Annotated in this window: 23 protein-coding genes; 1 reads left to right on the top strand and 22 read right to left on the bottom strand. The window is 75.5% G+C overall.

Features of this window, described 5'->3' with window-relative positions; genetic code table 11:
* Positions 1 to 61 precede the first annotated feature (61 nt).
* Positions 62 to 1927, top strand: a complete 1866-nt coding sequence (locus ITJ85_RS01205) for a proprotein convertase P-domain-containing protein (RefSeq protein ID WP_217914534.1) — start codon at positions 62 to 64, stop codon at positions 1925 to 1927.
* Positions 1928 to 1978: 51 nt separating this feature from the next.
* On the opposite strand, the gene ITJ85_RS01200 is transcribed toward ITJ85_RS01205, so the two are convergent.
* The 22 genes from ITJ85_RS01200 to coxB form a co-directional block, all read right to left on the bottom strand.
* A complete protein-coding gene (locus ITJ85_RS01200; protein ID WP_217914533.1) occupies positions 1979 to 2521 on the bottom strand; it encodes a biotin transporter BioY in 543 nt (180 codons plus the stop codon).
* 170 nt (positions 2522 to 2691) lie between these two features.
* Positions 2692 to 2871 (bottom strand): hypothetical protein, encoded by a 180-nt coding sequence (locus ITJ85_RS01195; protein ID WP_217914532.1) that lies wholly within the window; start codon positions 2869 to 2871, stop codon positions 2692 to 2694.
* 81 nt (positions 2872 to 2952) lie between these two features.
* Positions 2953 to 3774, bottom strand: a complete 822-nt coding sequence (locus tag ITJ85_RS01190; RefSeq protein WP_217914531.1) for an acetoacetate decarboxylase family protein — start codon at positions 3772 to 3774, stop codon at positions 2953 to 2955.
* A 65-nt stretch (positions 3775 to 3839) separates the two neighbouring features.
* Positions 3840 to 4235: a BTAD domain-containing putative transcriptional regulator gene (locus ITJ85_RS01185; RefSeq protein ID WP_217914530.1), complete on the bottom strand. Its 396-nt coding sequence runs from the start codon at positions 4233 to 4235 to the stop codon at positions 3840 to 3842.
* Positions 4160 to 6889: a winged helix-turn-helix domain-containing protein gene (locus ITJ85_RS01180; protein ID WP_217914529.1), complete on the bottom strand. Its 2730-nt coding sequence runs from the start codon at positions 6887 to 6889 to the stop codon at positions 4160 to 4162. The genes ITJ85_RS01185 and ITJ85_RS01180 overlap by 76 nt, the downstream gene beginning before the upstream one ends.
* A gap of 4 nt (positions 6890 to 6893) precedes the next feature.
* Positions 6894 to 7745 (bottom strand): DsbA family oxidoreductase, encoded by an 852-nt coding sequence (locus ITJ85_RS01175; protein WP_217914528.1) that lies wholly within the window; start codon positions 7743 to 7745, stop codon positions 6894 to 6896.
* Positions 7746 to 8124: 379 nt separating this feature from the next.
* Positions 8125 to 8943: an SAM hydrolase/SAM-dependent halogenase family protein gene (locus ITJ85_RS01170; protein WP_217914527.1), complete on the bottom strand. Its 819-nt coding sequence runs from the start codon at positions 8941 to 8943 to the stop codon at positions 8125 to 8127.
* Positions 8940 to 10490 (bottom strand): uroporphyrinogen-III C-methyltransferase, encoded by a 1551-nt coding sequence (gene cobA / locus ITJ85_RS01165; protein ID WP_217914526.1) that lies wholly within the window; start codon positions 10488 to 10490, stop codon positions 8940 to 8942. Before cobA ends, ITJ85_RS01170 begins: the two co-directional genes overlap by 4 nt.
* Complete coding sequence (gene hemC / locus ITJ85_RS01160; RefSeq protein ID WP_281412231.1) at positions 10487 to 11356, bottom strand: hydroxymethylbilane synthase; 870 nt, start codon at positions 11354 to 11356, stop codon at positions 10487 to 10489. The genes cobA and hemC overlap by 4 nt, the downstream gene beginning before the upstream one ends.
* Positions 11357 to 11397: 41 nt before the next feature.
* Positions 11398 to 12678, bottom strand: a complete 1281-nt coding sequence (gene hemA / locus ITJ85_RS01155) for a glutamyl-tRNA reductase (protein WP_217914525.1) — start codon at positions 12676 to 12678, stop codon at positions 11398 to 11400.
* Positions 12675 to 13364: a precorrin-2 dehydrogenase/sirohydrochlorin ferrochelatase family protein gene (locus ITJ85_RS01150; protein ID WP_217914524.1), complete on the bottom strand. Its 690-nt coding sequence runs from the start codon at positions 13362 to 13364 to the stop codon at positions 12675 to 12677. The genes hemA and ITJ85_RS01150 overlap by 4 nt, the downstream gene beginning before the upstream one ends.
* Positions 13361 to 13588, bottom strand: coding sequence for a hypothetical protein (locus tag ITJ85_RS01145; RefSeq protein ID WP_217914523.1), 228 nt, complete (start codon positions 13586 to 13588; stop codon positions 13361 to 13363). Before ITJ85_RS01145 ends, ITJ85_RS01150 begins: the two co-directional genes overlap by 4 nt.
* Complete coding sequence (locus ITJ85_RS01140) at positions 13585 to 14280, bottom strand: cytochrome c biogenesis protein (protein WP_217914522.1); 696 nt, start codon at positions 14278 to 14280, stop codon at positions 13585 to 13587. The genes ITJ85_RS01145 and ITJ85_RS01140 overlap by 4 nt, the downstream gene beginning before the upstream one ends.
* Positions 14273 to 14971: a heme exporter protein CcmB gene (locus tag ITJ85_RS01135; RefSeq protein WP_217914521.1), complete on the bottom strand. Its 699-nt coding sequence runs from the start codon at positions 14969 to 14971 to the stop codon at positions 14273 to 14275. The genes ITJ85_RS01140 and ITJ85_RS01135 overlap by 8 nt, the downstream gene beginning before the upstream one ends.
* A complete protein-coding gene (locus ITJ85_RS01130; protein WP_217914520.1) occupies positions 14968 to 15603 on the bottom strand; it encodes an ABC transporter ATP-binding protein in 636 nt (211 codons plus the stop codon). Before ITJ85_RS01130 ends, ITJ85_RS01135 begins: the two co-directional genes overlap by 4 nt.
* 68 nt (positions 15604 to 15671) lie before the next feature.
* Positions 15672 to 16559, bottom strand: coding sequence for a UbiA-like polyprenyltransferase (locus ITJ85_RS01125; protein ID WP_217914519.1), 888 nt, complete (start codon positions 16557 to 16559; stop codon positions 15672 to 15674).
* A 1216-nt stretch (positions 16560 to 17775) separates the two neighbouring features.
* On the bottom strand, positions 17776 to 18465 hold the full coding sequence (locus ITJ85_RS01120) for a M15 family metallopeptidase (RefSeq protein ID WP_217914518.1): 690 nt from the start codon (positions 18463 to 18465) through the stop codon (positions 17776 to 17778).
* Positions 18453 to 19154, bottom strand: a complete 702-nt coding sequence (locus ITJ85_RS01115; protein ID WP_217914517.1) for an SDR family NAD(P)-dependent oxidoreductase — start codon at positions 19152 to 19154, stop codon at positions 18453 to 18455. Before ITJ85_RS01115 ends, ITJ85_RS01120 begins: the two co-directional genes overlap by 13 nt.
* 45 nt (positions 19155 to 19199) lie before the next feature.
* On the bottom strand, positions 19200 to 19643 hold the full coding sequence (locus ITJ85_RS01110; RefSeq protein WP_217914516.1) for a c-type cytochrome: 444 nt from the start codon (positions 19641 to 19643) through the stop codon (positions 19200 to 19202).
* A gap of 17 nt (positions 19644 to 19660) precedes the next feature.
* Entirely contained in the window at positions 19661 to 20290 is a 630-nt protein-coding gene (locus tag ITJ85_RS01105) for a cytochrome c oxidase subunit 3 (RefSeq protein ID WP_217914515.1), read from the bottom strand.
* Between the two features lie 11 nt (positions 20291 to 20301).
* Positions 20302 to 23061 carry a cytochrome c oxidase subunit I gene (ctaD, locus tag ITJ85_RS01100; protein WP_217914514.1) on the bottom strand — a complete coding sequence of 920 codons (2760 nt, stop codon included), beginning with the start codon at positions 23059 to 23061 and terminating at the stop codon, positions 20302 to 20304.
* 22 nt (positions 23062 to 23083) lie between these two features.
* Entirely contained in the window at positions 23084 to 23920 is an 837-nt protein-coding gene (gene coxB, locus ITJ85_RS01095) for a cytochrome c oxidase subunit II (protein WP_217914513.1), read from the bottom strand.
* Positions 23921 to 23936 lie beyond the last annotated feature (16 nt).

Below are 23936 nucleotides of genomic sequence, written 5' to 3'. Positions count from 1 at the left end.
GGCGTCGCCCGGCGGCCGCGACCATGACCCGGACCATCACCGGGAGAGGGGTGACAGGACGATGAAGCTCACATCGCATCTGGGCCGCGGGCTGGCCGTGGGCGGCGCGATCGCCGCCGTCGGCGCCGCCGGCCTGACCATGACCGACCGCGCGCTCGCGGCCGCGCCGGACGCGCCGGCGAACGCGGGCGCCACGGAGACGCGCACGTTCGCGAGCGAAGGCGCGCAGAACGGCCTGACGGTCGGCGTCGCGCCGACCGCGACGGATCCCGTCGAGTCCCAGATCGTCGTCTCGGGCGCCGAGAGCGTCATCCGCGACGTCGACGTGCGCACGTTCATCGAGCACACCGCCTCGGGCGACCTCGACATCGAGCTCGAGTCGCCGGAGGGGACGGTCGTGAAGCTCGTCGTGGGCAACAACGGCGCCGTGGGCTCGAACGACAGCTTCGACGGAACGCTGTGGGACGACTCCGCCACCGAGCTCGCAACCGACACGACGTACCCCGCGCCCGACGGCGCCGTCCCGGAGCTCGTGCCCCAGGGCGCGCTCGGGAAGTTCATCGGCGAGGACCCGAACGGCACGTGGATCCTGCGGGTGCTGGACGCGAACGACGACGCCGACGGCGGCACGCTCGGAAGCTGGCAGCTCGCGCTGACCACCCAGGCGACCGCGCCGCAGCTCACGGCGACGGAGCACCCCTCGAGCATCGGCACGCCGCTCCCGGTGCCGGACGCGACCGACGACGGCGGAACGGTGACGCCGGGCGGCGTCACGCACGAGATCGTCGTCTCGGGCGCGAAGGACTACCTCTGGGACGCGAACGTCGTCACCGACGCGACCCATTCCGTGAACGTGGGCGACCTGCGCATCCGCGTGACGAACCCGCAGGGCCGCACGGTCGTGCTGAGCACGAACAACAACGGCGGCGCGGGCTTCTACGAGGACCGGCTGTTCGACGACTCGGCGGCCGCGCTCGTGTCGACGACGGCCTCCGACACCGATCCGGTCGTGCCTGAAGGCGCGCTCGCGGCGCTCGTGGGCGGCAACCCGAACGGCACCTGGACCATCGAGGTGCTGGACAGCCTGGTCGGCGACGACCAGGGCTCGCTGGCCGGCTGGACGCTCCAGCTGCAGTCGACCGACGCGGCGACGAACGGTGGCGGCACCCCGCCCCCGGGCACCCCGCCGACCACGCCGACACCGCCCGAGAGCACGCGCGAGGTCTGCCTGCCCCAGGCGCCGCAGCCGGCGCCCGACCGCTCGAAGTCGGGCACCGTCACGGTCAGCACGGCGCAGCTGCGGATCAACCAGCGCATCTACCAGGCCGCCGTCCGGCGCGCCAACGCCGTGCAGAAGTGGCTCGACGCGGGCCTCGTGAAGGACGACTTCTGCGGCGGCGCCATCGGCGCGAAGCAGCTCGGCCAGGGGCTCACCGCCGGCACGCTGCCGGCCGCGCAGGCCCTCACGCCGCCGAAGCCCCGCCCGGTGGTCGTCGAGCAGGGGCAGACGAGCTCCAGCGCGCGCTTCCAGCTCACGGCGGCGCAGCTGCTGATCAATCAGCGGGTCGCCCAGGCGGCCGTGCGCCGGGCCAACGGGCTCGAGAAGCGGCTCGACGGGGGCCTGACCGGCGGCGACATCCGCGACGGCCAGGTCTCGCAGGACAAGCTCGCCGAGCGTCTGACGGTCACCGCGGCGGCGCCCGTCGCGCAGCCGGCCGCCTCGACGACCGAGATCGCGGCCCGGTCCGGGCAGGGCGGCACGGTGCGGATGACCGCCGGCCAGCTGCTCGTCAACCAGCGCATCGGGCAGGCCGCCATCCGGCGCCTCAACGCGCTGACCGCGCGGATCGAGTCGGGCATCACGCGCTCCGACGTCCGCGCGGGGTCGATCACGGCCGCCGACCTCGCGCCCGACCTGCGCAAGTAGGCCGGCCGCTCCCCGGCCCGCCCCCGACGGGGCGGGCCGGGGCCGCGCGGATCAGCGGCCGGCGCCCCGGCGCCGCTCGATCAGCCGCAGCAGCTGCCAGCCGCCCGGCAGCAGGGCGGCGGCGAAGAAGAGCTTCACCACGTCACCCGGCACGAAGGGCTGGATGCCGAGCTCATAGGCCTGCTCCCAGCCGAGCGCCGCGTCGGCGCCGGGCGGGGTCCAGTTGGCGAGCCAGGACGCGCCGAAGGCGTAGATGGCGGCGTTGGCGATCACCATCACGCCGACCATCGTCATGACGTTGCGCGAGGCGCCGCGGTCGGCGAACCAGCCGACGATGCAGGCGCACACCACGTAGCCCACGAGGTAGCCGCCGGTCGATCCGGTGACGTAATCCCAGCCGCCGCTCCAGTCGGCGAAGACGCCGGCGCCGGCCGCGCCGATGCCGAGGTAGATGGCGAGCGCGGTGAACGCGCGGCGCAGGCCGAGCAGGCCGCCGATCAGGAGGGCGCCGAAGGTGCCGCCGGTCAGCGGGACCGGGTGCCAGGGGATGCTGACCTGCGACGCGATGGTCATCAGGCCGACCGCGAGACCCACGAGCGTCGCGTCGAGCGCGATCGCCGCGACCCGCGCCGAGGGCCTGGGCAGGGCGCTGTCGAGCAGCGTCCCGTCGAGGGTGGTCCGGTTGGTGGAGATCGCTGCCTCCTGCTGCAGGGGACGGTCGTCACGGCGAATCCTATCCAGCCGTGACGACCGTCCGCATCAGCTCATCCCGGCATGCCCGGGGTGCGCGCCTCGTCGGCCCCGGCCGTCCCGTCGGCCGCCTCCTCGTCGGCGGCGAAGCGGTGGTCCATCGGGTCGTCGTCGCCCGCGGCGGACGGCGCCGGGTCGGTGGGCGGCAGCTCGCGCTCGCGCTCGCGCGGGTCCTTCGTCGGATCGTCGGCCATCGGTCGCCTCCTCGGGGTGGTCACCCCGAGGGTCCCCCCGGGGGCGGCGGCCCAACCCCGCCGCCCCCGGGGGGGTCGGCGTCAGACGCCGGCGGCGTCGAGCGGCGCCGGCTCGACCGGCTGGGCCGCCGTCGTGACCTCGTAGCGCTTGATCACCTCGCCGTAGGGCAGCACGAAGTTGTACCGGCCCCAGCTCGAGGCGACCATGCGGCGCACCGGCATGCGGTGCCACGGGTCGACCGCCGAGGGCGAGTCGAACGTGACGTTGCCCGGGCCCGAGAAGCCCTCGCCGCGGCCGTCGGAGCCCACGATGAGCTCGAACTCGAGCGGCGTGCGCACCAGCTCGCAGACCTCCGGCGGGGCGCCCTCCTCGGGGCTCGGGATGATCTTGAGCGTGACGAGCGGCGGGGTCACGACGTCCTCCGGGCGCAGGATGTCGCGCGGGCGCATCACGCCCGTGCAGATGCGCTTGCCCTTCGGGCGCTCGGCGTAGGCCGAGATGATCTCGTGCTCCTTCACCCACTCCACCTCGCCGAACAGCTTGGGGAAGCCGTACGGCTCGCGGCCGCCGATCAGGCCGACCTCGTTGGTGACCAGCAGGTTGGAGCAGTAGGTGACGGGCTCGCCCTGCCACAGGCAGCTCACGCCCAGGATCGCCTCGGTGTAGGCGCCGAGCGTCGAGAAGTGGAAGTTGGTGAAGATCAGCTGCGCGATCGCCGGCGAGTGGGCGATCGTGAGGCCCTCCGGGACGATGGCGGCGGCCGCCTCGTCGTCGGTCTCGTAGGCGAACGCCATCATCTCGATGCCGCGGTAGTAGTAGGGCGGCGTGTCGAAGGGCGGGTCGCTCGGCGGCATGGAGAAGCCGAAGCGGTCGGGGGTGAAGCGGCCGGGCAGTCCGGGCATGGGGGCCTCCTGGGAGGGTCGCGGCGGTGTGCGGCGACGCTACGACGGGGCCCGTTAACCGGGCGTCACCCGCCCGGTACGGCGTCGCGCAGCCGCCCCAGCAGCTCCCGGGTGCCGGCCGAGGGCTCGAGGCCCACCTCGCGCAGCGCCGCGGCGCACTCGAGGTAGGCGGGCAGCGCCGACGCCGGGCCGCGGGCCGCGGCCTCGGCCCGCATGAGCAGGCGCCAGCCGTCCTCGCGGAACGGCTCCGCGGCGGCGGCGGCCCGCGCCGCGGCCGCCGCCTCGGCCGCGTGCCCGGCCGCCAGGAGCGCCGTCGCGTGGTCGCGGCGCGCCTCGCACACGAGCGCCGTCAGCTCGTCGCGGCGGCGGGCGGCGGCCTCGCCGGTCACGTCGGGCAGGAAGGGGCCGCGGCCGGCCAGGCGCATCGCGACCTCGAGCGTCCGCAGCCGCGCGTCGCCCACCTCGCGCCGCGCCCGGTCGATGGCCGCTTCGAGCGCCTGGTCCTCGGACACCACCGCCCCCGGCGGCAGCCAGGCGAGCCGCCCCTCCGAGGACGCGAGCGCGATACCCGGCGGCAGGGCGCGCCGCAGGCGGTGCACGAGCTGGCGCAGGTAGTTGGGCCCGTCCGCGCTGCCCTCGAACAGGTCGGCGGCGAGCGAGGCCCGCGGCGCGCCCGCCGGACCGGCCCGGGCCACCGCGGCGGCCAGCTCGGCCGCCTTCGGCGGCGAGACGACCAGGTGGCGGTCGTCGTCCGCCGCCCGCGGCGCCCCCAGCGTGCGCACCACGAGCCGCGCGCCCTCCACCGGCGCCGCGCCGCGCCGGCCGCCCGGCCCGCGCGGTCCAGCTCGCGCCAGGTGGGGTCGCCCGCCGGCGAGGCGTCGATGCGCCGCACCAGCACCCCCGGCGCGTCGCGGAGCGCGGCGAGCAGCGGCCCGAGGGTGCCCATGCGCACCGCGGCCGCGTGCGCGGCGTCGGCGGCGGCGTCGTGGGCCGCCTCGTCGCCGGCGCGCCACTCGGCCTCGGCCAGCAGCACGTACGCGCGCGGCAGCTCCAGGCGGCGATCCGCGCGCTCCATGCCGGCGATCGCGCCGCGCAGCAGCTCGCGGGCCTCGGCCGGATCGCCGCCGAGCCCGAGCTGGGCGGCCGCCAGCCAGACCGCGGCCCACTCGCCGAAGCAGCGCAGTCCCCGCTCGGCGCACCAGGCGCGCGCGGCGCCGAGCAGCTCCATCGCCTCGGGCAGCCGGCCCATCCGCACCAGCATCCGGCCCTCGCCCACGGCCAGCACGGCCCGGTCCGCCACCCGGTAGCCGTGCTCGCGCGAGGTGCGCCGCGCCTCGCGCATCATGCGCAGGCCCGCCTCGCGCTCGCCCTCGTCGAACAGCAGCTCGGCCTCGACCTGCTGCCAGAACTCGATGAACCGGGAGCTGCGCACGCGCCGCGCGGCGGCGTCCAGCACGGCGCGCGCGTCGGCCAGGTCGCCGCGCTGGCGCAGCACGGCGACCCGGTAGATCTCGGCCAGCGTGGCGGTCACCGGACCGCGCCCGGCCGCCGCCCAGGCCAGCCGCTCGACCTCGGCGAACGCGCCCCGGTAGTAGAGCGCCGACTCGAGCGCCACGTGCAGCGGCCAGAAGCGGTCGAGCTCCTCGTCGGTCCACGCCGGCGGCGGGTCCTCCGCGACGGCGGTCTCGAGGATGTAGCGCGCCACCCGGGCGCGCCGCGACGCGGCGGGGTCGGGCAGCAGGCCGAGCATGGCGGCCCAGTCGCCGCCCACGTGCAGCGCCCACACGGCCCAGGCGGCGACGTCCGGCGCCTCCGTCGCGAGCCGGTCGAGCTCGCCGGAGGCGCGCATGCGCGCGACGAGCGCCTCGACGTCGTCCTGGCGGCGGCTCATCAGCAGGCTGCGCACCTGGATGCCCCGCAGCGCCGGGCGCGCGGCGAGGGCCGGGTCGCCGAGCGCCCCGCACCAGGCGAGCACCTTGTCCCAGTCGCCGCGCCGCATCAGCGCCGGGGCGGCCGACTCCACGACCGGGGCGGCCTCCGCCGGCGCGCCGGCGGCGATGAGGCCGTCGGCGGCCTCCTCGGCGTGCCCCTCGGCGAGCAGCGCCCGGGCGCACCGCGCCATGAGCTCGGCCACGTCGCCCGGGCCCTCGCGCCGCAGGCGGTCGAGCAGGAACTCGCGGAAGCGCGGGTGATAGCGCAGCCCGTCGCCGTCGACCGAGCCGGGCAGGTGATGGCGGCAGATCTCGTCGAACAGGTCCTGCGCCGACGGCACGCCCAGCACCGCGGCGAGCCCCGACGGGCTCACCGTCTCGAGCAGCGCGCTGCGCAGCACCACGTCGCGCAGCGCGGCCGGCAGGGCGTCGAGCACCTCGGAGCCGAGATACGAGAAGAACGGGTCTTCGGGTGGCGGCCCCGCGGCCGGGGCGCGGCCGCCGCGCAGCGCGTCGAAGACGATGCCGGCGGCCCAGCCGCCCGAGCCGGCGGCGATGCGCTCGGCGTCGCCCGGCAGGCCGCGCGCGGCGAGCAGCGCGGCGATCTCGTCGGCGCGGAAGGCGAGGTCCTCCTCGGCCACCGCGCCGACCCGGCCCTCGAGCACCTCGCGGCTCAGGTCCAGGTGCACGAGCCGCCGCGACAGCAGAACCACCAGGGCGTCGCGCGGGGCGGCGTCGAGGAAGGCGCGCAGCGCCCGCAGCACCGGCGCCCGCGACTCGACGTGGTGCAGGTCGTCGACGACCACGGCCGAGCCGGGCGGCAGCCCCTCGCCCAGGATCGCGGCGCAGTCCTCGGCGCCGAGGCCGTCGGCCAGGAACCCGTGCACCCGCTCGGCGGCGGCCGGGTCGATGGCCCCGACCGCGGCCGCGAGGTAGGTCACCACCCGCCCGGGCGTCACGTCGGACGCGCCGAGCGCCAGCCAGGCGCGCGGGCCGGGCAGGCCGGCGAGGAGCTGCGCCGCCGCCACCGTCTTCCCCGACCCGGGCGGCGCCACGACGAGCAGGATGCCCCGCCCCTCAGCGGCCCCGCGCAGGGCGCGCAGCACGCGCGGCCGCTCGATCACCCCCGGCCCCAGCGCCGGCGGGCGCGTCTTGGAGCGGATCAGGCCGGGCGGCGTCCCCACGCGATCAGGCGCCCGGCAGCGTCCAGAGGCCGTCGGCGCCCACGTGCTCCTCGACCGCCACGCGCCCGAGCTCCTCCCGCGCCCGGTCGAGCGGCATGTCGCACACCACCGCCACCTCCTTCGTGGCCAGCGGCGTGCCGGTCCAGCGCAGCACCTCCTCCACCGACGACGGCGCGTCGGCGCGGCGCACGCCCGGCACGAGGTTGGCCATCACCACGTCGTAGGCCGCGAAGGGCTGGAAACCGGGCACGGCGATGCGCACGCCGTCGGACAACCGCTCGATCTCGTACGAGGGGCACGTGTAGCGCCGGCCGCCGGACCAGTTGGCCAGGCGCTCGTCGAGCACCAGCGCGGCGGGCAGCGGCTCGCGCGCGGCGGCCATGTCCTCGGCGAGCGCCGACCCGGTGGCCGGGTCGGCCGTCCAGCGGGCGAGGTCGGCCGGGTCGATGCCGGCGTCGCGGGCGGCGCCGTCGATGGTGGCCTGCTCGTCGAGCAGCTCGCCGCGGAAGTGGCGGATCCGCAGGCGGCGCAGCAGGGGCCGCATGCGCGGCCGGTCGTGCAGGCGGGCGGCCACGACGGCGCGGCAGGCCGGGATCGTGGCCTCCATGCGCGGACGCACGGAGGTGTCGATCGGCATGCCGTGGTCGCGGGCGATCGTGCGGAAGGCCTGCGACTGCGCCTCGGGCGTGAAGCCCTTCTCGAGGTACTCCTCGGGCGAGGCGCTGAGGCCCACCAGGCGCGGCTCCCACTCGAGGGCGTCGCCGTAGAGCCAGTCGAGCCGGCGCCGGAACGGCTCGGCGCTGTACGCCCAGGGGCAGGCCGGGTCGGTGAACTCGGTGATGTGGACGACCGGCATCCGTCCGACGCTACCACCGGGCCGATGGAGGTCGCCCTCGTCACGGCCGCCGTCGCGGGCAACGGTCGCCTGAGCCACGCCATGCGCACGGGCCCCGTGCTCGTGTCGGGCCGGCGGGTCGTGGACGTGCAGTTCGTCGAGGAGGCGGTCACGCCGGCCCGAGCCGCCCCCGGCGGGGCGCGAGATCGCCGCAGCCGCGCTCGCCGCCGTGCCGGCCGGCGGAGGGGGCGACCTGCTCTCTGCCCGCGTCGACCTGCCGCCGGGCGACGACGGGACGCCGCTGGTGCTGGAGCCCGAGCTGCTTGCGCCCGCGCCGTCCCTCGCGCACGCGCCCGCGGCGGCGGACCGGCCGGCCGGGGCGATCAGCCGGCGTCTGCGATCAGCCGGCGTCCGCGACCGGCCAGCGCCCCAGGCTGACCGTCCCGCCGGGCTCGGCGCCGATGCGCTGGGCCGCGGAGCCGCCGTTGACCGCCACCGCCACGAGGCCGTGCGAGTCGATGTGCACCAGCATCCCCTTGCGGGCGACGTCGCCGAACGCGCGGGCCACGGTGGCCGGGTGGCGGCGGTCGCTGGTCGAGGCGTGGATGCGGTCGCCGCGCCGGAAGCCGGCGGCGGCGAGGTCGGCCTCCCGCGCGAGCAGCTGCACGTTGCCGAAGCGGTCGACCATCACCACCTCGGCCGCGAGCTCGCCGTCGCCGACGCGCGGCTCGGGCAGCGCCGGCACGGCGATGCCCGCGGGGTCGACCGCCTCGCCGAGCTCCGACAGCGGCTCCCCAGCCACGAGGCGCGCGGCGACCGGGGCGAACAGGTCGCGACCGTGGAAGGTGGCCGGCAGGTGCTCCGGCAGCGGCGGCAGCTCGACGGCCCCGACCGCGATGAGCGCACGGGCCGCCAGCCCGAGGAGCCCGTTGTCCGGCCCCACGATCGCACCGCCGCCGGCGAGCGCCACGGCGACGGGGCGCCGGTCGGCGGTGCCGACGCCGGGGTCGACCACCGCCAGGTGCACGGCGCCCGGCACGAGCGGGGCCAGCCGTGCGAGCACGAGCGCGCCGGCTCGGATGTCGCCCGGCGGCAGGTCGTGCGCGAGGTCGACCCGGTCGACCCCCGGCGCCCCCGCGGCCAGCACGGCGTGCAGCGCGCCCACGTGCTCGCTGCCGGCGCCGAAGTCGGTGAGGAGGGTGACGACCGGGCGGGTCACCCGCGGCCGCCGGCCGCGCCGGCCGCGTCGCCCCGCGCGGCGGCCACGTCGTCGAGCAGGGCCGCCACCAGCCCGGGGATCGTGTGCTCGGCGGCCTCGGCGTGCACCTCGAGGCCCTCCTCGCGGGCGGTGGCGCTCGTCACCGGCCCGATCGAGACCACGCGCGGGCCGGCCGCGAGCGCGGCCCGGCCGTCCGCGTCCAGCAGCGCCATGAACGAGCGCACGGTCGAGGAGGCGGTGAAGGTGATGTGGCCGGCGCCGAGGGCGGCCCCCAGCGCGGCCGGGTCGGCCGGCTGGGCCACGGCCTCGTAGAGCTCGACCTCGTCCACGACGGCGCCCCGCGCGGCGAGCCCCTCGACCAGCGCCGGGCGGGAGCCGCGCGCCCTGGCGACGAGCGTGCGCACGCCCTCGAGCTCGGTGGCGGCCAGCGCCTCGAGGATGCCCTCGGCCACGAAGCGCTCGGGAACCACGTCGGCGCGCACGCCGTGCGCGGCCAGCCGCTCGGCGGTGGCGGGGCCGATCGCGACGACCGTCGCCGCGGGCGACAGGCGGCGGGCGTCGCCGCCGCGCGCCGCCAGCCGGGCGAAGAGCGCGTCGACGCCGTTGACGCTGGTCAGCACCACCAGGCCGTAGTCGCCCAGCCCCTCGAGCGCCGCCTCGAGGCCGGGCGCGTCCTCGATCTGCGCGATGCGGATCACCGGCAGCTCCACGACGTCCGCGCCGAGGGCGCGCAGTCGCTCGCTGAGGTCGCTGGCCTGGACGCGCGCCCGGGTGACGACCACCGTCCGCCCGGTGAGCGGCCGCTCGCCGATCCAGCCGATGCGCTCCGCCAGGCCGGCCACCGGGCCGATCACCACGACCGCCGGCGAGCCCAGGCCCTCCTCGCGCACCCGCGACGCGATGTCGCCGAGGGTGCCCACGACGCTGCGCTGGCGCGCGGTGGTGCCCCACTGCACCGCGGCGGCCGGCTCGTGCGGCGGCCGGCCGCCCGCGACGAGCGCCTCCGCGATCGCGGCCAGGCGGCCCATGCCCATCAGGATCACGAGCGTGCCCGGCACCCGCGCGAGCGCAGCCCAGTCGGTCTGCTCAGAGGGCTTGCCGGGGTCCTCGTGGCCGGTGACCACGGTGAACGAGGTCGACAGCCCCCGGTGGGTCACCGGGATCCCCGCGTAGGCGGGCGCCGCGATCGCGCTCGTGATGCCCGGGACCACGGCGTAGGGGACGCCGGCCGCGGCGAGCGCCTCGGCCTCCTCGCCGCCGCGCCCGAACACGAACGGGTCGCCGCCCTTCAGGCGCACGACGCGCCGGCCGCGCAGCCCGTGCTCCACCAGCGCGGCGTTGATCTCCTCCTGGGTCATCGCCTGGCGGCCCGGCGCCTTGCCCGCGTTCACGAGCTCGGCCGACGGCGGGCACAGCGGCAGCAGCCGCTCGGTGCCGAGCCGGTCGTGCACGACGACCTCGGCCGCCTCGAGCGCGCGGCGCCCGGCGACCGTCAGCAGGCCCGGGTCGCCGGGGCCCGCGCCGACCAGGTGGACGAAGCCGCTCACCCCATCACCCCGGCGAGCGCGGCGGCGGCGGCGGCGCCGAGCGCCTCGGGCGCGCTGCGCGGGCCCTCCCGCACGACGCGCTCGGCGCGCACGCCGTCCGGCGTGCCGGCGAACGCGGTCAGCCGCAGGCCGCCGTCGTGCGGCTCGCAGAGCGCGCCGACCGGCGTCATGCAGCCGCCGCCGAGGCCGGCGAGCAGCGCCCGCTCGGCCAGCAGGCAGGCGTGCGCCACGGGGTCGTCGAGCGGCGCGACGGCCTCGGCGACCTCGCGGTCGCCGGCCCGGCCCTCGAGCGCGAGGAGCCCCTGGCCCGGCGCGGGCGTCGACACCTCGACCGGCAGCGGCATGGCGCCCTCCGGGGCGATGCCGAGCCGCCGCAGGCCCGCCGCCGCCAGCACCAGGGCGTCCGCCTCGCCGCGCGCCAGCTTGTCGAGCCGGGTGCCGACGTTGCCGCGGATCGGCACCACGCGCAGGTCGGGGCGGGCGGCGAGGATCTGCGCCGCGCGGCGCGGGCTGCCGGTGGCCACGGCCGAGTCGACCGGCAGCGCGCCGAGCCCGCCGACCGGCCCCACCAGCACGTCGCGCGGGTCCTCGCGGGGCGGCACGGCCAGCACCGCGAGCCCCTCGGGCAGCTCGCCGGGCAGGTCCTTCGCCGAGTGCACCGCGAGGTGCGCCCGCCCGTCGAGCAGCGCCTCCTCCAGCTCCTTCACGAACAGGCCGCGGTCGGGGGCCGGGTCGCGGCCCGAGGCGCTCCAGCGGTCGCCCGTCGTCGTGAGCTCCAGCAGCTCGGCCTCGTGGCCGGCCAGGCGCAGGGACGCGGCGACCGCCTCCGTCTGGGCCAGGGCGAGCGGCGACCGCCGCGTTGCCAGGATCAGGCGGACGACGTCCGCCTAGCGTCCCGCGCCGTGCACTAGTTGGCCGGCGCCTCGAGCCCGAACAGGTGGCGCAGGCTCTCCAGGTGGCGGAGGGCCTCGCCATCGCCCTCCTCGGCCGCGGCCTTCACTCGCACGGTCGGCTCGTGGAGGAGCTTGTTGACGATGCCCTTCGTGAGCGCGTCGAGGCGGGCGCGGTCGGCGTCGGAGAGCCCCTCCCACTGGCCCTCGAGCCGCTCGAGCTCGGCGCGGCGGATGGCCTCCGCGCGCCGGCGCAGCGAGGTGATGGCCGGCGCGGCCGACAGGCCGCGGCGCCACGCCGAGAAGCCCTGCACGGCGCCGAGCACGAAGCCCTCGCCGCGCTCGGCCTCGAGGCGGCGGCCGTTGAGGTTGGCCTCCACGACCCGCTCGAGGTCGTCGATGTCGAACAGCGCCACCCCGGGGATCGCGGCGACGGCGGTGTCCACGTCGCGCGGCACCGAGATGTCGACCACGATCATCGGCCGGTCGGCGCGGCCGGCCATGACCGGCTCGATCTCGGGCGCGCCCAGGATCGGGTGGGGGGCGTCGGTGGACGAGATCACGATGTCGGCGCCGTGGAGCTCCTCGCCGAGCTGGTCGAAGCCCACGCCGCGCCCGCCGAACCGGCCGGCGAGCTCGCGGGCCGTCGACACGGTGCGGTTGGCGACCACCACGTCGCCCACCCCGTGCTGCATGAGGGCGAGCGTCGTGGCCTCGGCCATGCGCCCCGCGCCGATCACGAGCACCCGGCGGCCGGGCAGGTCCGAGAGCACGTCCTCGGCCAGGTCGAGGGCCACGGCGGGGACGGACGACGAGCCCGAGCCGATGTGGGTCTTCGAGCGCACGCTCTTGCCCACCTCGAGCGCCTGGCGGAAGAGCTGGTTGAGCAGCGGGCCGACCGCCTGCTCCTCGACGCCGATCGTCCAGGCCGCGCGCACCTGGCCCTGGATCTCGCTCTCGCCGACGACCATCGAGTCGAGGCTCGAGGCGACGCGGAACAACTGGGCGGCGGCCCGGTCGTCGCGCAACACGTAGCGCGCGCAGGCGAGCTCGTCCGCCGAGATGCGGCTGTGGGCGACGATGGCCTCGGCCACCGCCTGCTCCGCCTGCGTCGGATCGGGCGAGGCCACGTAGACCTCGGTGCGGTTGCACGTGGACAGGGCGACCGCCTCGCTGACGGCGCCCCCGGCCATGAGGTCGCGCACGAGCTGGCGGGCGGCCGAGTCGGACAGCGAGGCCTTCTCGCGCTGCTCCACGGGCGCGGTCTTGTGCGAGAGGCCGAAGACCAGGAGGTTCACGCGACCACCCCCTCGATGTCGAGCACGCGGCGCGCCAGCTCGCGGGCGCCGCGCTCGTCCCCCGCCGCGAGGCGCTGGACCACGTCAGTCTCCATCAACCGCTCGACCGCGTCACGCCGGCTCGGCATGTCGCGGTACCGCACCTTCAGCTCCTCGCGCACGTCGCGCAGCAGGTCGACCAGCGCCTCCCACTCGGGGCCGAAGGTCTCGTCGAGCCGCCGCCGGATGTGCTTGGCCACCACGGGGCTGGCCCCGCCGGTGGAGATCGCCAGCGCCAGCTCGCCACGCCGCACGATCGAGGGCACGATGAAGTTGCAGAGCTGCGGGACGTCGACCACGTTGCACACCATGTCCCGCGCCTCGGCGTCCTGCCAGATCATGCGGTTGATGGCGTCGAGGTTGGTGGCCGCGATCACCAGGAAGCAGTCCTCGAGGTCCTCGGGCCGGTAGGGGCGCGCGCGGTGCTCGGCGATGCGCCCCGACTCCACCAGCGCCGCGAGCTCCGGCGTGAGCTCGGGGCTCACCAGCCGCACCGCGGCGCCGTGGTCGAGCAGCTTCTCGACCTTCTCCGTCGCCACGGGACCGCCGCCCACCACGAGGCAGCGCCGGCCCTCGAGGTCGACGAACATGGGGTAGAAGACCTTCCCGGGGCCGGGAGGCCTGCTGGGCCCGACGCGGTTGCTCATGCGCGCGACGCCGGCGGAGGGCCGTCGGCCGGCGCGGCCACCGGCTCGTCCTCGTGCCCGGCGCCGCGGTCGTCTGCGCCGGGGAGGCGCTCGACGAGCCGGGCGAGCAGCTCGGCCTCGCGCGCCTGGCGCGCGGAGCGCAGGCCCGCCACGACGACGTACATCAGCAGCCCGAACAGCACCACGCCGTAGGCGGCGACCACGTACTGCGCGCCGGTGCTCACGAGGACGCCTCCAGCCGCATCTTGACCCGGCGCAGCGCGCGGTCGGCGCGGCGCTGGATCAGCTCGAGCTGCAGCAGGGTGAGGAACACGCCGAGCATCGCGACGAGGCTCACCGCGAACCAGATCAGCATGGAGTCCGGCATGTTCGCGCCGGACTGGGTGAAGACCACCGGGTGCACGAACGAGCGGGCCACGCGCACCGAGTAGAACGACAGGGGCACCGAGGCGAAGGCGGCGATCGCGTAGACCGCCGAGTAGCGGAAGCGGCGCTCGCCCTCGGCCGACGACCGCAGCACGAAGTAGGCGGCGTAGAGCAGGATCACGATGACGAAGGTCACCAGCCGTGGATCGGTCCAGACCCACCAGGTGCCCCACGAGGCCTTCGCCCAGATGGAGCCGGTCACGACCACCAGCGCCGAGAAGCCCATGCCGATGCCGATGCAGATCGCGGAGACCTCGTCGTGGCGCTCCTGGCGGGTGCGCAGGTAGAGCACGCCGGTGACGCAGGACACCGCGAACGCGATCAGCGAGACGATCGCGATCGCGACGTGGAAGTAGAAGATCTTCTGGATGATCCCCTGGTCCGAGTCCTCGGGCGCCACGAAGAAGACGCCGAAGGTCGCCAGGGCGAGCAGGGCCGCCGTCACGGCGCCGGTCCACGCCAGTCGGCGGGCCGGACGCGCGTCAATCATCGAAGACGTGCTCGTACGTCGCGTAGGCCACTAGGCCGAAGATTACCGCATAGACCCCGAGGAACAGGCAGTACCCCCGGTAGTCCGCGAGGTCGTTCGTCCCGCCCGTGACCGAGTGCGTGGCGCCCGCCGCGGCGATCACCACGGGCAGCATCGACGGCAGGAACAGCACCGGCAGCAGCAGCTCCCGGGCCCGCGCGAACAGGGCGAGCACCGCCAGCAGCGAGCCCAGGATCGAGATGCCGAGGTTGGCCAGCAGGCAGACGATCGCCACCAGCCCGAGGTCGGCCGGGTCGGGGTCGCGGATGAAGAACAGCGCCATCAGCGGCACGGCGACGACCTCCACCGCGAGCAGGTACGCGTAGATCGCGCACGCCTTCGCCACCAGCAGGATGTCGCGCGGCACGGGCGCGCCGAGGATGCCGTCGAGCACGCGCTGCTCGCGCTCGGGCACCCACGAGCGCCCCACGCCGAGCACCGCGGTGAGGGCCAGAGTGGCCCACAGGATGCCCCCGGCGACGTCGGTCAGGTCGTCGCCGCGCGAGCCCACCGCGAACTGGAAGATCATCATCGCGACCACGCTGAAGAGCACCATCGCCACGAGCGTGTCGCGGGTGCGCAGCTCCAGGCGCAGGTCCTTCAGCAGCAGGGCGCGCAGCTGGCGCCCCCAACCGGGGCGGCCGCCGCTCACGCGACGAGCTCCTCGTAGCGGCGGCGGAAGGCGGCCGGGTCCTCGCCGCCGATCGGCTCGCTCAGCACGGCCCGCCCGGCGCGCAGCACGAGCGCCCGCTCCGCCAGGCGCGCGCCGCGCTCCACGTCGTGCGTGACCATCACCACGCCGCGCCCGGGGCCGATGTCGGCGAGCACCCCGTCCAGCAGCCGCGCGCCCGCGGCGTCCAGCCCGGCGTGGGGCTCGTCGAGCAGCAGCAGCGCCGGCTCGTGCAGCAGCGCGCGCGCCAGGCCCAGCCGCTGGGCCATGCCCCGGCTGAAGGTGCGCACGGGGTCGAACGAGCGCGCCAGCAGGCCGACCCGGTCGAGCGCCTCGTCGACGCGCTCGCGGGGCCGGTCGAGGCCGAACAGGTCGGCGTAGAGCGCGAGGTTCTGCCGCGGCGTCAGGTCGAGGTAGACCAGCGGGTCGTGGCCGAGGTAGCCGATCCGCGCGCGGGCCCGCCCGGCGCCGCGGGGGAGCGGCTCGCCGCAGACCGTCACCGAGCCCTCGTCCGGGCGCGCCAGCGTGGCGATCATGCGCAGCAGGGTGCTCTTGCCCGCGCCGTTCGGGCCCAGGACGGCGAGGCGCTCGCCGGCGGCGAGCGACAGGTCCACGCGGTCGACCGCCCGGCGCTCGCCGAAGCGCTTGACGAGCCCCCGCGCGCGGACGAGCTCCTGGCCAGCTACAGCGTCACCTCGGCCAGCGTGAACGCGAGGAACACGATCGCGAGCACGCCGTTGGACTGCGCGAAGGCGGCCTGCACCCGCCGGGTGTCGCCCGGGCGCACGATCGCGTTCTCCCACAGCAGCACGACCGCGCAGGCCGCGACGCCCACGGCGTACCAGGCCCCCGCGTCGGCCGCCAGGCCGGCGCCGGCCAGCAGGGCGACCGCCCCGAGGTGCAGGGCGCGGGTGATCCACAGCGCGCGCGCCTCGCCGAAGCGCGCCGGCACGGAATGCACCCCGTGGGCCCGGTCGAACTCCACGTCGAGCAGCGCGTAGATGACGTCGAAGCCCGCGATCCACAGCGCGACCCCCAGGCCCAGCAGCACCGGGGCCGCCCCGAGCTCGCCCGTCACGGCGAGCCAGGCCCCCATCGGCGCGATGCCGATCGTCAGCCCGAGCGCCAGGTGGCAGGCCCACGTCACGCGCTTGGCCAGCGGGTAGAGCACGAACGCCGCGACCGGCACCGGCCACAGCACCCACGTCTCCTCCGGCAGCTGCGAGACCGCGACGAGCAGCATGGCCAGGCTGACCGCGCAGAAGCCGGCCACCTGCCCCACGGCGAGCCGCCCCGCCGGCAGCTCCCGCCCGGCGGTGCGCGGGTTGGCCGCGTCGATGTCCATGTCGATGAGCCGGTTGAGGGCCATCGCCAGCGACCGCGCGCCGACCATCGCCAGCAGGATCCAGCCGAGCGTCGCCGCCCCGGGGACCTCCATCTCGGCGAGCACCGCCGCCGCGAACGCGAAGGGCAGCGCGAAGACGGTGTGCGAGAAGCGCACCAGCCCCAGCAGGGCCGGCACCAGCTCGAGCCCCCGGGCGCGGGAGGGCGCCTGCGTGGTCGTGGTCACCCCGCGATCGTACCGGGGCGCCTCCCCCCGGGCGTCGGCGCCCTGTGGGCGTCCGCCGAGACCTTCCGGCTTCGCAGAGAGGTCCCGGCTGCGTCGGAGCGAGGCACGCCCCGGGCGCGCGGCGGCGAGCCATGGGGCTCCGCCCAGACCGCCCGGCTCCGCCGGGCGGTCTGGGCTGCGTCGAAGCGAGGAACGCTTGCTGGCGCGCCGGCCGAATCGGCTCCGGCCTGGCGGGCCGGGGCGCGCCGATTCGGCAGATTGCCCCTAACCGCGCGGCTCCGTCGGCGCTGACGCGCCGCCGGGGCGCGCCGCGCGGCGAACTGGTCGCACTGCGTCCCGGACGACCTGATCGAGCGACGACGTGGTCGGAGACACGACCGCCGAAGGCGGGAGCGTGCACAAACCGGCCACGAGGGCGCGGGGCACACCCCACGCGCACCACGGACGCTCACGTCAGTGGGGTTTCCGGCGCCCGCCCCGCCGAAGGCGGTGCGCCGGTGTGCAAATCGCCCCGGCCAGGGGCGATTTGCCGCGTGGCCGGCCCCGCAAGTGGGCCGGCCCCCGCGTGAGGGGCACGCCGGTCGACAACGTGCCCAGCGCGAGCCGGCCCGCAGGGCCGGGTCCCGCCCGCGCAGAGGATCGGCCCCAGCCGACCCCGCACCGCGACCACCCGCCCAGGGACGGGCCGGGTCCCGCCCGCGCAATGGATCGGCCCCAGCCGACCCCGTGCGTCGACGACCTCGTCACAGGACGGGCCGGCCTCCGCCCGCGCGATGGATCGGCCCCAGCCGACCCGGTCCGTCGACGACGTCGTCAAACGACAGGGCCGGGTCCCGCCCGCGCACTGGATCGGCCCTCGCCGACCCCGTCCGTCGACGACCTCGTCCATGACAGGGCCGGCCTCCGCCCGCGCGATGGATCGGCCCCAGCCGACCCGGTCCGTCGACGACGTCGTCAAACGACAGGGCCGGGTCCCGCCCGCGCACTGGATCGGCCCTCGCCGACCCCGTCCGTCGACGACCTCGTCCATGACAGGGCCGGGTCCCGCCCGCGCAATGGATCGTCCCCAGCCGACCCCGTCCGTCGACGACGTCGTCAAACGACAGGGCCGGGTCCCGCCCGCGCAGAGGATCGGCCCCACCCGACCCGGACCGTCGGACGGACTCGCCGACGACGACCCCGAAGGACCGGGTCCCGCCCCGGACCGCGACGCCCCCTACCCCTCCGGGTTCCCGGCCCCGGCGTAGAACGCCGGCCGGCCGGTGACGAGCCCCCAGAACTGGTCGCCGTGGTCGAAGTGCCACCACTCCTCCCGGTACGCCGTGAACCCCTGCTCGGCCAGCGCCCAGAACAGCACCCGGCGGAGGTCGCGCGCGCCGCCGGGGACGTCCTCCAGGGCGCGGGCGGCGGCCTCCGGGACGAAGGCGTCGAAGTCGGTGCCGAGGTCGAGGGGGCGGCCGTCGCCATCGCCGAGGGTCACGTCCACCGCCCCGCCGGTGAGGTGCGGCGGCGGCGCGAGGTGCGAGCGCGACGGCGGGGTCACGAATCGTGACGCCGCCTCCTCGAGGGCGTCGACCGGCCAGTCGGGGTGCACCGCGACCAGCTCGGCGAGGTAGGCGTCGTAGATGGCCGCCTGGGTCTCGATCGTGCGGTAGCCGTCCCAGACGACGAGCGACAGCCCGTCGGGCAGCCCCTCGGCGGCGGCGCGCAGGCGCTCGGCGACGCCCTCGCGCACCCAGCCGCCGCGCATCGCGCCGGGGAGCCCGGCCGCCAGGTAGCGGGGCTCGTCGCGCACCCGGCCACCGATGTCGGCCACGCGCACGAGCGGCTCGTCGCGCGGTTCGATCGGCACCTCGCGCCAGCCGTCGGCCGGCGCGAGCGGCGGCAGCGGCCTCAGGGGCGCCACTGCGGGGCGTCGATCCGCGGGCCCGGGTCGGCGCCCTCGGCGATGGCGAGGAACGGGGCGACGACGCTCGACGGGTGCGGCACGGTCGCCGGGTCCTCCCGGGGGTACGCGGCCGCGCGCATCGACGTGCGCAGCCCGCCGGGGTTGACGGCCACGCACCGGATCGCCCGGTCGGCGAGCTCCTCGCGCAGCATCGCGGTGGCGCCCTCCAGCGCGAGCTTCGACACCCCGTACGCCCCCCATCCCGCCCGGCCGGCGGCGCCGGACGACACGTTGACGACGGCGCCCCCGTGCGCGATGCCCGGTAGGAGCGCCCGCGTGAGCGCGAGCGTGCCGGTCAGGTTGACGGCCAGCACCGCGTCCCAGACGTCGGCGGGGTACTCGGCCAGCGCGGCGCGCACCCCCAGCAGGCTCGCGTTGTTGACCAGCACGTCCACCCGGCCGAGCGCGCCGATCGCCTGGGCGGAGGCGGCCTCGATCGCGACGGGGTCGGCCAGGTCGAGCGCGACCCCGTGGGCCTGACCGCCGGCATCGCGCACCCGCGCGGCGGCGGCGTCGGCGCGCGCAGCGGTGGTCGCCGTGACCACGAGCGCGGCACCCTCCGCGGCGAACGCCTCGGCCAGCGCACGCCCGAGGCCGCGGGAGGCCCCGGTGACGACGATCCTGGTGCCCTGCAGGCGGCCGCTCACCGGCCGGACCCTACCCCCGGCGGCGCCGAGGGCGCCCCGCGAGGGCTACTGCTCGTCGTCGGGCTTCTTGTAGCGCGACTGCTCGGGGACCTCGGGGGTGGTCACGGGCGGCTGCACCGCGCTCTCCTCCGACTGCCCGGCGACCTGGGCGACGTACGCGGCCACGTCGATGGCGTCCTGGCCCTCGACCAGGTTGCGCGGCATCGGAGGCTGGGCCTCGCGGATCCAGCGGTGCACGACCCCGGCGAACTGGTCCTCGTGCATGCCGACCTGGCGCGAGGCGCGGAAGGCGTCGTCGAGGTTCGGCCCCACCTGCGACGGCGGGCGGCCCGAGTCGTCGAGCGTGTGGCAGCTCGAGCACAGGTTCGCGAACTGCGTCTTGCCGTTCTCGACGTCGGCGGTGCTGAAGTCCTCGGCGCTGCCGCACCCCGCCGCGACGGCCAGGCCGGCGCACACCGCCAGGACGGCCCCAAGACGGCCGACGCGCATGCCACTCCCCTCCCGGGTCAAATCAGGTACACGAGGACGAACAGCAGGATCCAGACCACGTCGACGAAGTGCCAGTAGAGCACCGCCGCACCGAGCGGGGTGAACCAGCCGGCCGAGAAGTCGTGCGCCCGCTTCACCCGGATGAGGCAGAGGGAGAGGAGCGTGAACCCGACGAAGACGTGGAGCCCGTGGAAGCCGGTCAGCGTGTAGAACGCCGAGCCGAAGGCCTGGTCCTGCGGCGTGAAGCCGAGGTGCACGTACTCGTTGATCTGGATGATCAGGAACGTGCCGCCGAGCAGGAGCGTCACCCAGAGGGCGCGCTCGAGGCCCTTGCGGTCGTTGTAGTGGCGCAGCCGGTGCTCGCCCCAGTGCACGGTGAACGACGACGCGACCAGGATCGCGGTGTTGAGCCCGGTGAGCAGGATCGGCAGCTCGAACGGCTCGCCGGCGGCGTTGCGCGGCGGCCACTCGTCGGCCACGTTGAAGCGGACGAAGAAGTAGCCCGCGAACAGCGAGCCGAACAGCATGATCTCGGACCCGATGAAGAAGATCATCGAGAGCATGCCCATGCTCATCTGGCTGCCGCGCGAGGGCGGCGGCGTGAGCGTGCGCGAGTCCGCGCCCATTCCGGGCTCGACCGTTGCCAACGGGCCCTCCCCTAGGTCCCGGACGGGGAGGCGGGGGCCTCCGCGTCGACGACGATCCGCTCCACCGGCACGTCGCCGGCCGCGGACCGGACGCCGCCCAGGGCGTCCTCGGACTCGAGGCGGCCGCCGCGGGCGGCCACGAGCAGGATCTCCTGCGCCTCGTACTCACGGACCGCGACGCGCGCGGCCTCGGCGGCGTCGCCGTCGATGACCTCGCCGCCCGCCTGGATGCCGGCGGCGGCCAGGCGGTCGAGCACGTCGCGCACGCGGGCGACCGCGGCGGTCCGCTGCTCCTCGGCGTCGTCCGTCCAGCCCGGGCCCTGGATGTTCATGGGCGCGAGCAGGATCGCGGCGACCGGCGAGCGGTCGGCGGCGTCGCGCAGCGCGTCCACGACGCCCTCGCCCACGCCTGCGTCGGCGATGACGGCCAGGCGGGTGACGCCGGCCTGCGCCAGCGGCGCGCGCGCCTCCTGCGGCGAGACCACCACGCGGCTGATGCCGACGCCGGTGTGCTTGCGGAGGCGGTCGACCATGTCCTCGGCCATCCAGCCGGAGACGCCGGTCGGGAACGTGGAGAGGATCACCTCGTGGACGTCCTCGTCGGTGCTGACCGCGCGGTAGGCCGCGAACGGGTCGCCCTCGACGACGAGCCCGCTGGCGTCGATGCCGGACTCGGCGAGCACCGAGAGGGTCGCCTGCAGGCGCCGCTCGTGGGCGCGGCGGTCGCCGGCCTCCACGGGGATGGCGATCGTGTACCGCCACAGGCCCTCGGCGGCGCGCCGGCGCAGCTCGGCGATGAGCACGGACGAGGTCACGGTCTCGCGGGCGATCACCAGGATCGTGCGCTTCTCGGTCTCGGTGAGCTCGCCGCCGATCTCCTCGGGGGCGAACACGACCGCGTGGCGCGCGCCGGGGACGCCGTACTGGTACGGGCCGCCGACCACCTGCGGCGTCGCCTCGAAGTTGAACAGCGACGGCGGCGAGGAGACCAGCCACTCGAGCGAGCGGCCGCGCCACGGGTTCCACGGGGCCGCGGGGCCGGAGCGCCACGACGTGACCATGTTGTAGACGAAGACCAGGGCCGCGACGCCCATGAGCAGGGAGGCCGCGCTGATGAATGCGTTGAGGCCCTCGAAGCGCTCGTCGTACGTCGCCACGCGGCGCGGCATGCCCTGCAGGCCGAGCCAGTGCATCGGCAGGAAGGTTGCGTTGAAGCCGATGTACATGAGCCAGAACGACAGGACGCCGAGCCGCTCGTTGTACATCTTGCCGGTCATCTTGGGGAACCAGTGGTGCACGCCGGCGAGGATCGTGAAGAGGCTGCCGCCGACGAACACGTAGTGGATGTGGGCGACCACGAAGTACGTGTCGGTCACCTGGATGTCCACGGGGATGGTCCCGAGCATGACGCCCGACAGGCCGCCGATCACGAAGGTCGTGATGAAGCCCAGGGCGAAGAGCATGGGCGTGCGCAGATGGATGCGTCCCTGCCACAACGTGCCGAGCCAGGAGAAGACCTTCACGCCGGTCGGCACCGCGATGATGATCGTGGTGATCATCATGGGCACGCGCAGCCAGGCGGCCATGCCGCTCACGAACATGTGGTGCGCCCACACGCCGAAGCCGAGCACCGCGATCGCGACGGTCGAGAAGGCGATGGCCCGGTAGCCGAAGATCGGCTTGCGCGCGTGGGTCGCCACGACCTCGCTGATGATCCCGAAGCCGGGCAGGATCATGATGTACACGGCCGGGTGCGAGTAGAACCAGAAGACGTGCTGGTACATGATCACGTCGCCGCCGCCCGTGGGGTCGAAGAAGTTCGTCCCCATGATCCGGTCGAACATGGTCATGAACTGCGACCCGGCGATGAACGGCGTGCCGAAGACCACGAGGGCCGACGTCGTCGCCTGGGCCCAGACCAGCAGCGGCATGCGCCACACGGTCATGCCCGGGGCGCGCATGGTGAAGATGGTCACCAGGAAGTTGATCGCGCCCATGATCGAGCTGGCGCCGACCACCTGCACGCCGATGTTGAAGAGCGTCGCACCGGTGCCGCCCTGGTTGGCGAGCGGCGTGTAGGCGGTCCAGCCGGCGGCGAACGCGCCGAAGGCCGGGCTGACGGCGAGCATGATGCCGCCGGGGATCAGCAGCCACAGCGACAGCGCGTTGAGGCGCGGGAACGCCATGTCCTTCGCGCCGATCATGATCGGCAGGACGTAGTTCGAGAGGCCGACGAACGCCGGGATGATGAACAGGAAGATCATCAGCGCGGCGTGCACGCTGAAGATGCCGTTGAAGGTCTCGGCGTCGCCCACGGTCTGGCCGGGGTCGGCGAGCTCCGCGCGGATGAGGAGGGCGAAGATGCCCGCCACCGCGAAGAAGAAGAACACGGCGACCATGTACTGGATGCCGATGACCTTGTGGTCCGTGTTCGCCTTGAAGTAGTCCTTCCACGACTCGGCGCCGTGGAGCGAGTGGTCCTCGGGGTCGACGCGGCGACCGGTCATCCAGCGGAACCAGTAGTCCCAGCACCCGATGCCGATCGTGAACGCGACGGACATCGCGCCCGCGACGGTCGCGTAGTAGACCTGCGGCTCCCACAGCGGGTCGTTGCCGAACGCCAGCCGGAGCAGGTAGACCACGGCGACGGCGGCGACCCCGGCGCCGATCGTCCACAGCGCGGCCCGCTTCCACCAGTAGGAGAGCGGGCGCGGGTCCATGTGGTGCGCGTGCGAGTGGCTGTGCGAGTGCGTGGGTGCGTGGGTTGCCATGAGGATCCTCTGCGTTACCTGGTCAGGACGCGGCGGGCGCGGCGCCGGCGTCGACCGACGCGGGCGGGCCCTCCTGCGACCCGGCGGGCGGGGTCGCCGACTCGGGCTGCGCCGGGGCGGGCCCCCGCTGGGCCTCGCGGCGCGCCGTCTCGAGCCAGGCGTCGTAGTCGGCCTGCTCCATGACGATCACCCGCGAGCGCATGACGCCGTGGCCGACGCCGCAGAGCTCGGCGCAGATGATCTGGTAGGTCCCCGTGCGGGTGGGGTCCACGATGAGCCGGGTCGTGATGCCGGGCACCACGTCCTGCTTGACCCGGAACTCCGCGACGTAGAAGGAGTGGATGACGTCGCGCGAGCGCATCCGCAGCTCGACCTGGCGGCCGACCGGGATGCGCAGGTCGCCCGAGGAGGCGACGCCCGTGCCGGGGTCGCCCGGCTCGGTGTTGGTGAAGGTCCACGCGAACTGCTCGGCGGTGACGTCGACCACGAGGCGATCCTGCGCCAGGGCCTCGTTGTCCGAGAGCACCAGGTACGCCCAGGTGGCGACGACGGCGAGGAGCACCACGGGGATGACGGTCCAGATGACCTCGAGCTGCGTGTTGCCGTGGGTCGGCGGGCCGTCCTCGTCCTCGTCCGCCGGCGCGCGGAAGCGCCAGACGCAGTAGATGAGCACCGAGGTGACGATCGTGAAGATGCCGATCGAGACCCAGATGACGAACCAGGTGAGGGCGTCGACCGTCTCGGCCTGCTCCGCGGCCTGCGCGGGGACCCAGTCGATGAGGAGGGCGACGCCCACGCAGATGGCCCCCACGACGAGGGCGATGACGAGCAGCGGGATGGTGTGTCGGCTCTTCAGCACGGGCGGCAACCTATCA

This window comes from Miltoncostaea marina, assembly GCF_018141525.1.
Classification (GTDB): domain Bacteria; phylum Actinomycetota; class Thermoleophilia; order Miltoncostaeales; family Miltoncostaeaceae; genus Miltoncostaea; species Miltoncostaea marina.
The sequence above is the reverse complement of the archived record's forward strand: the minus strand, read 5'-3'. Positions and strand labels throughout refer to the sequence as shown.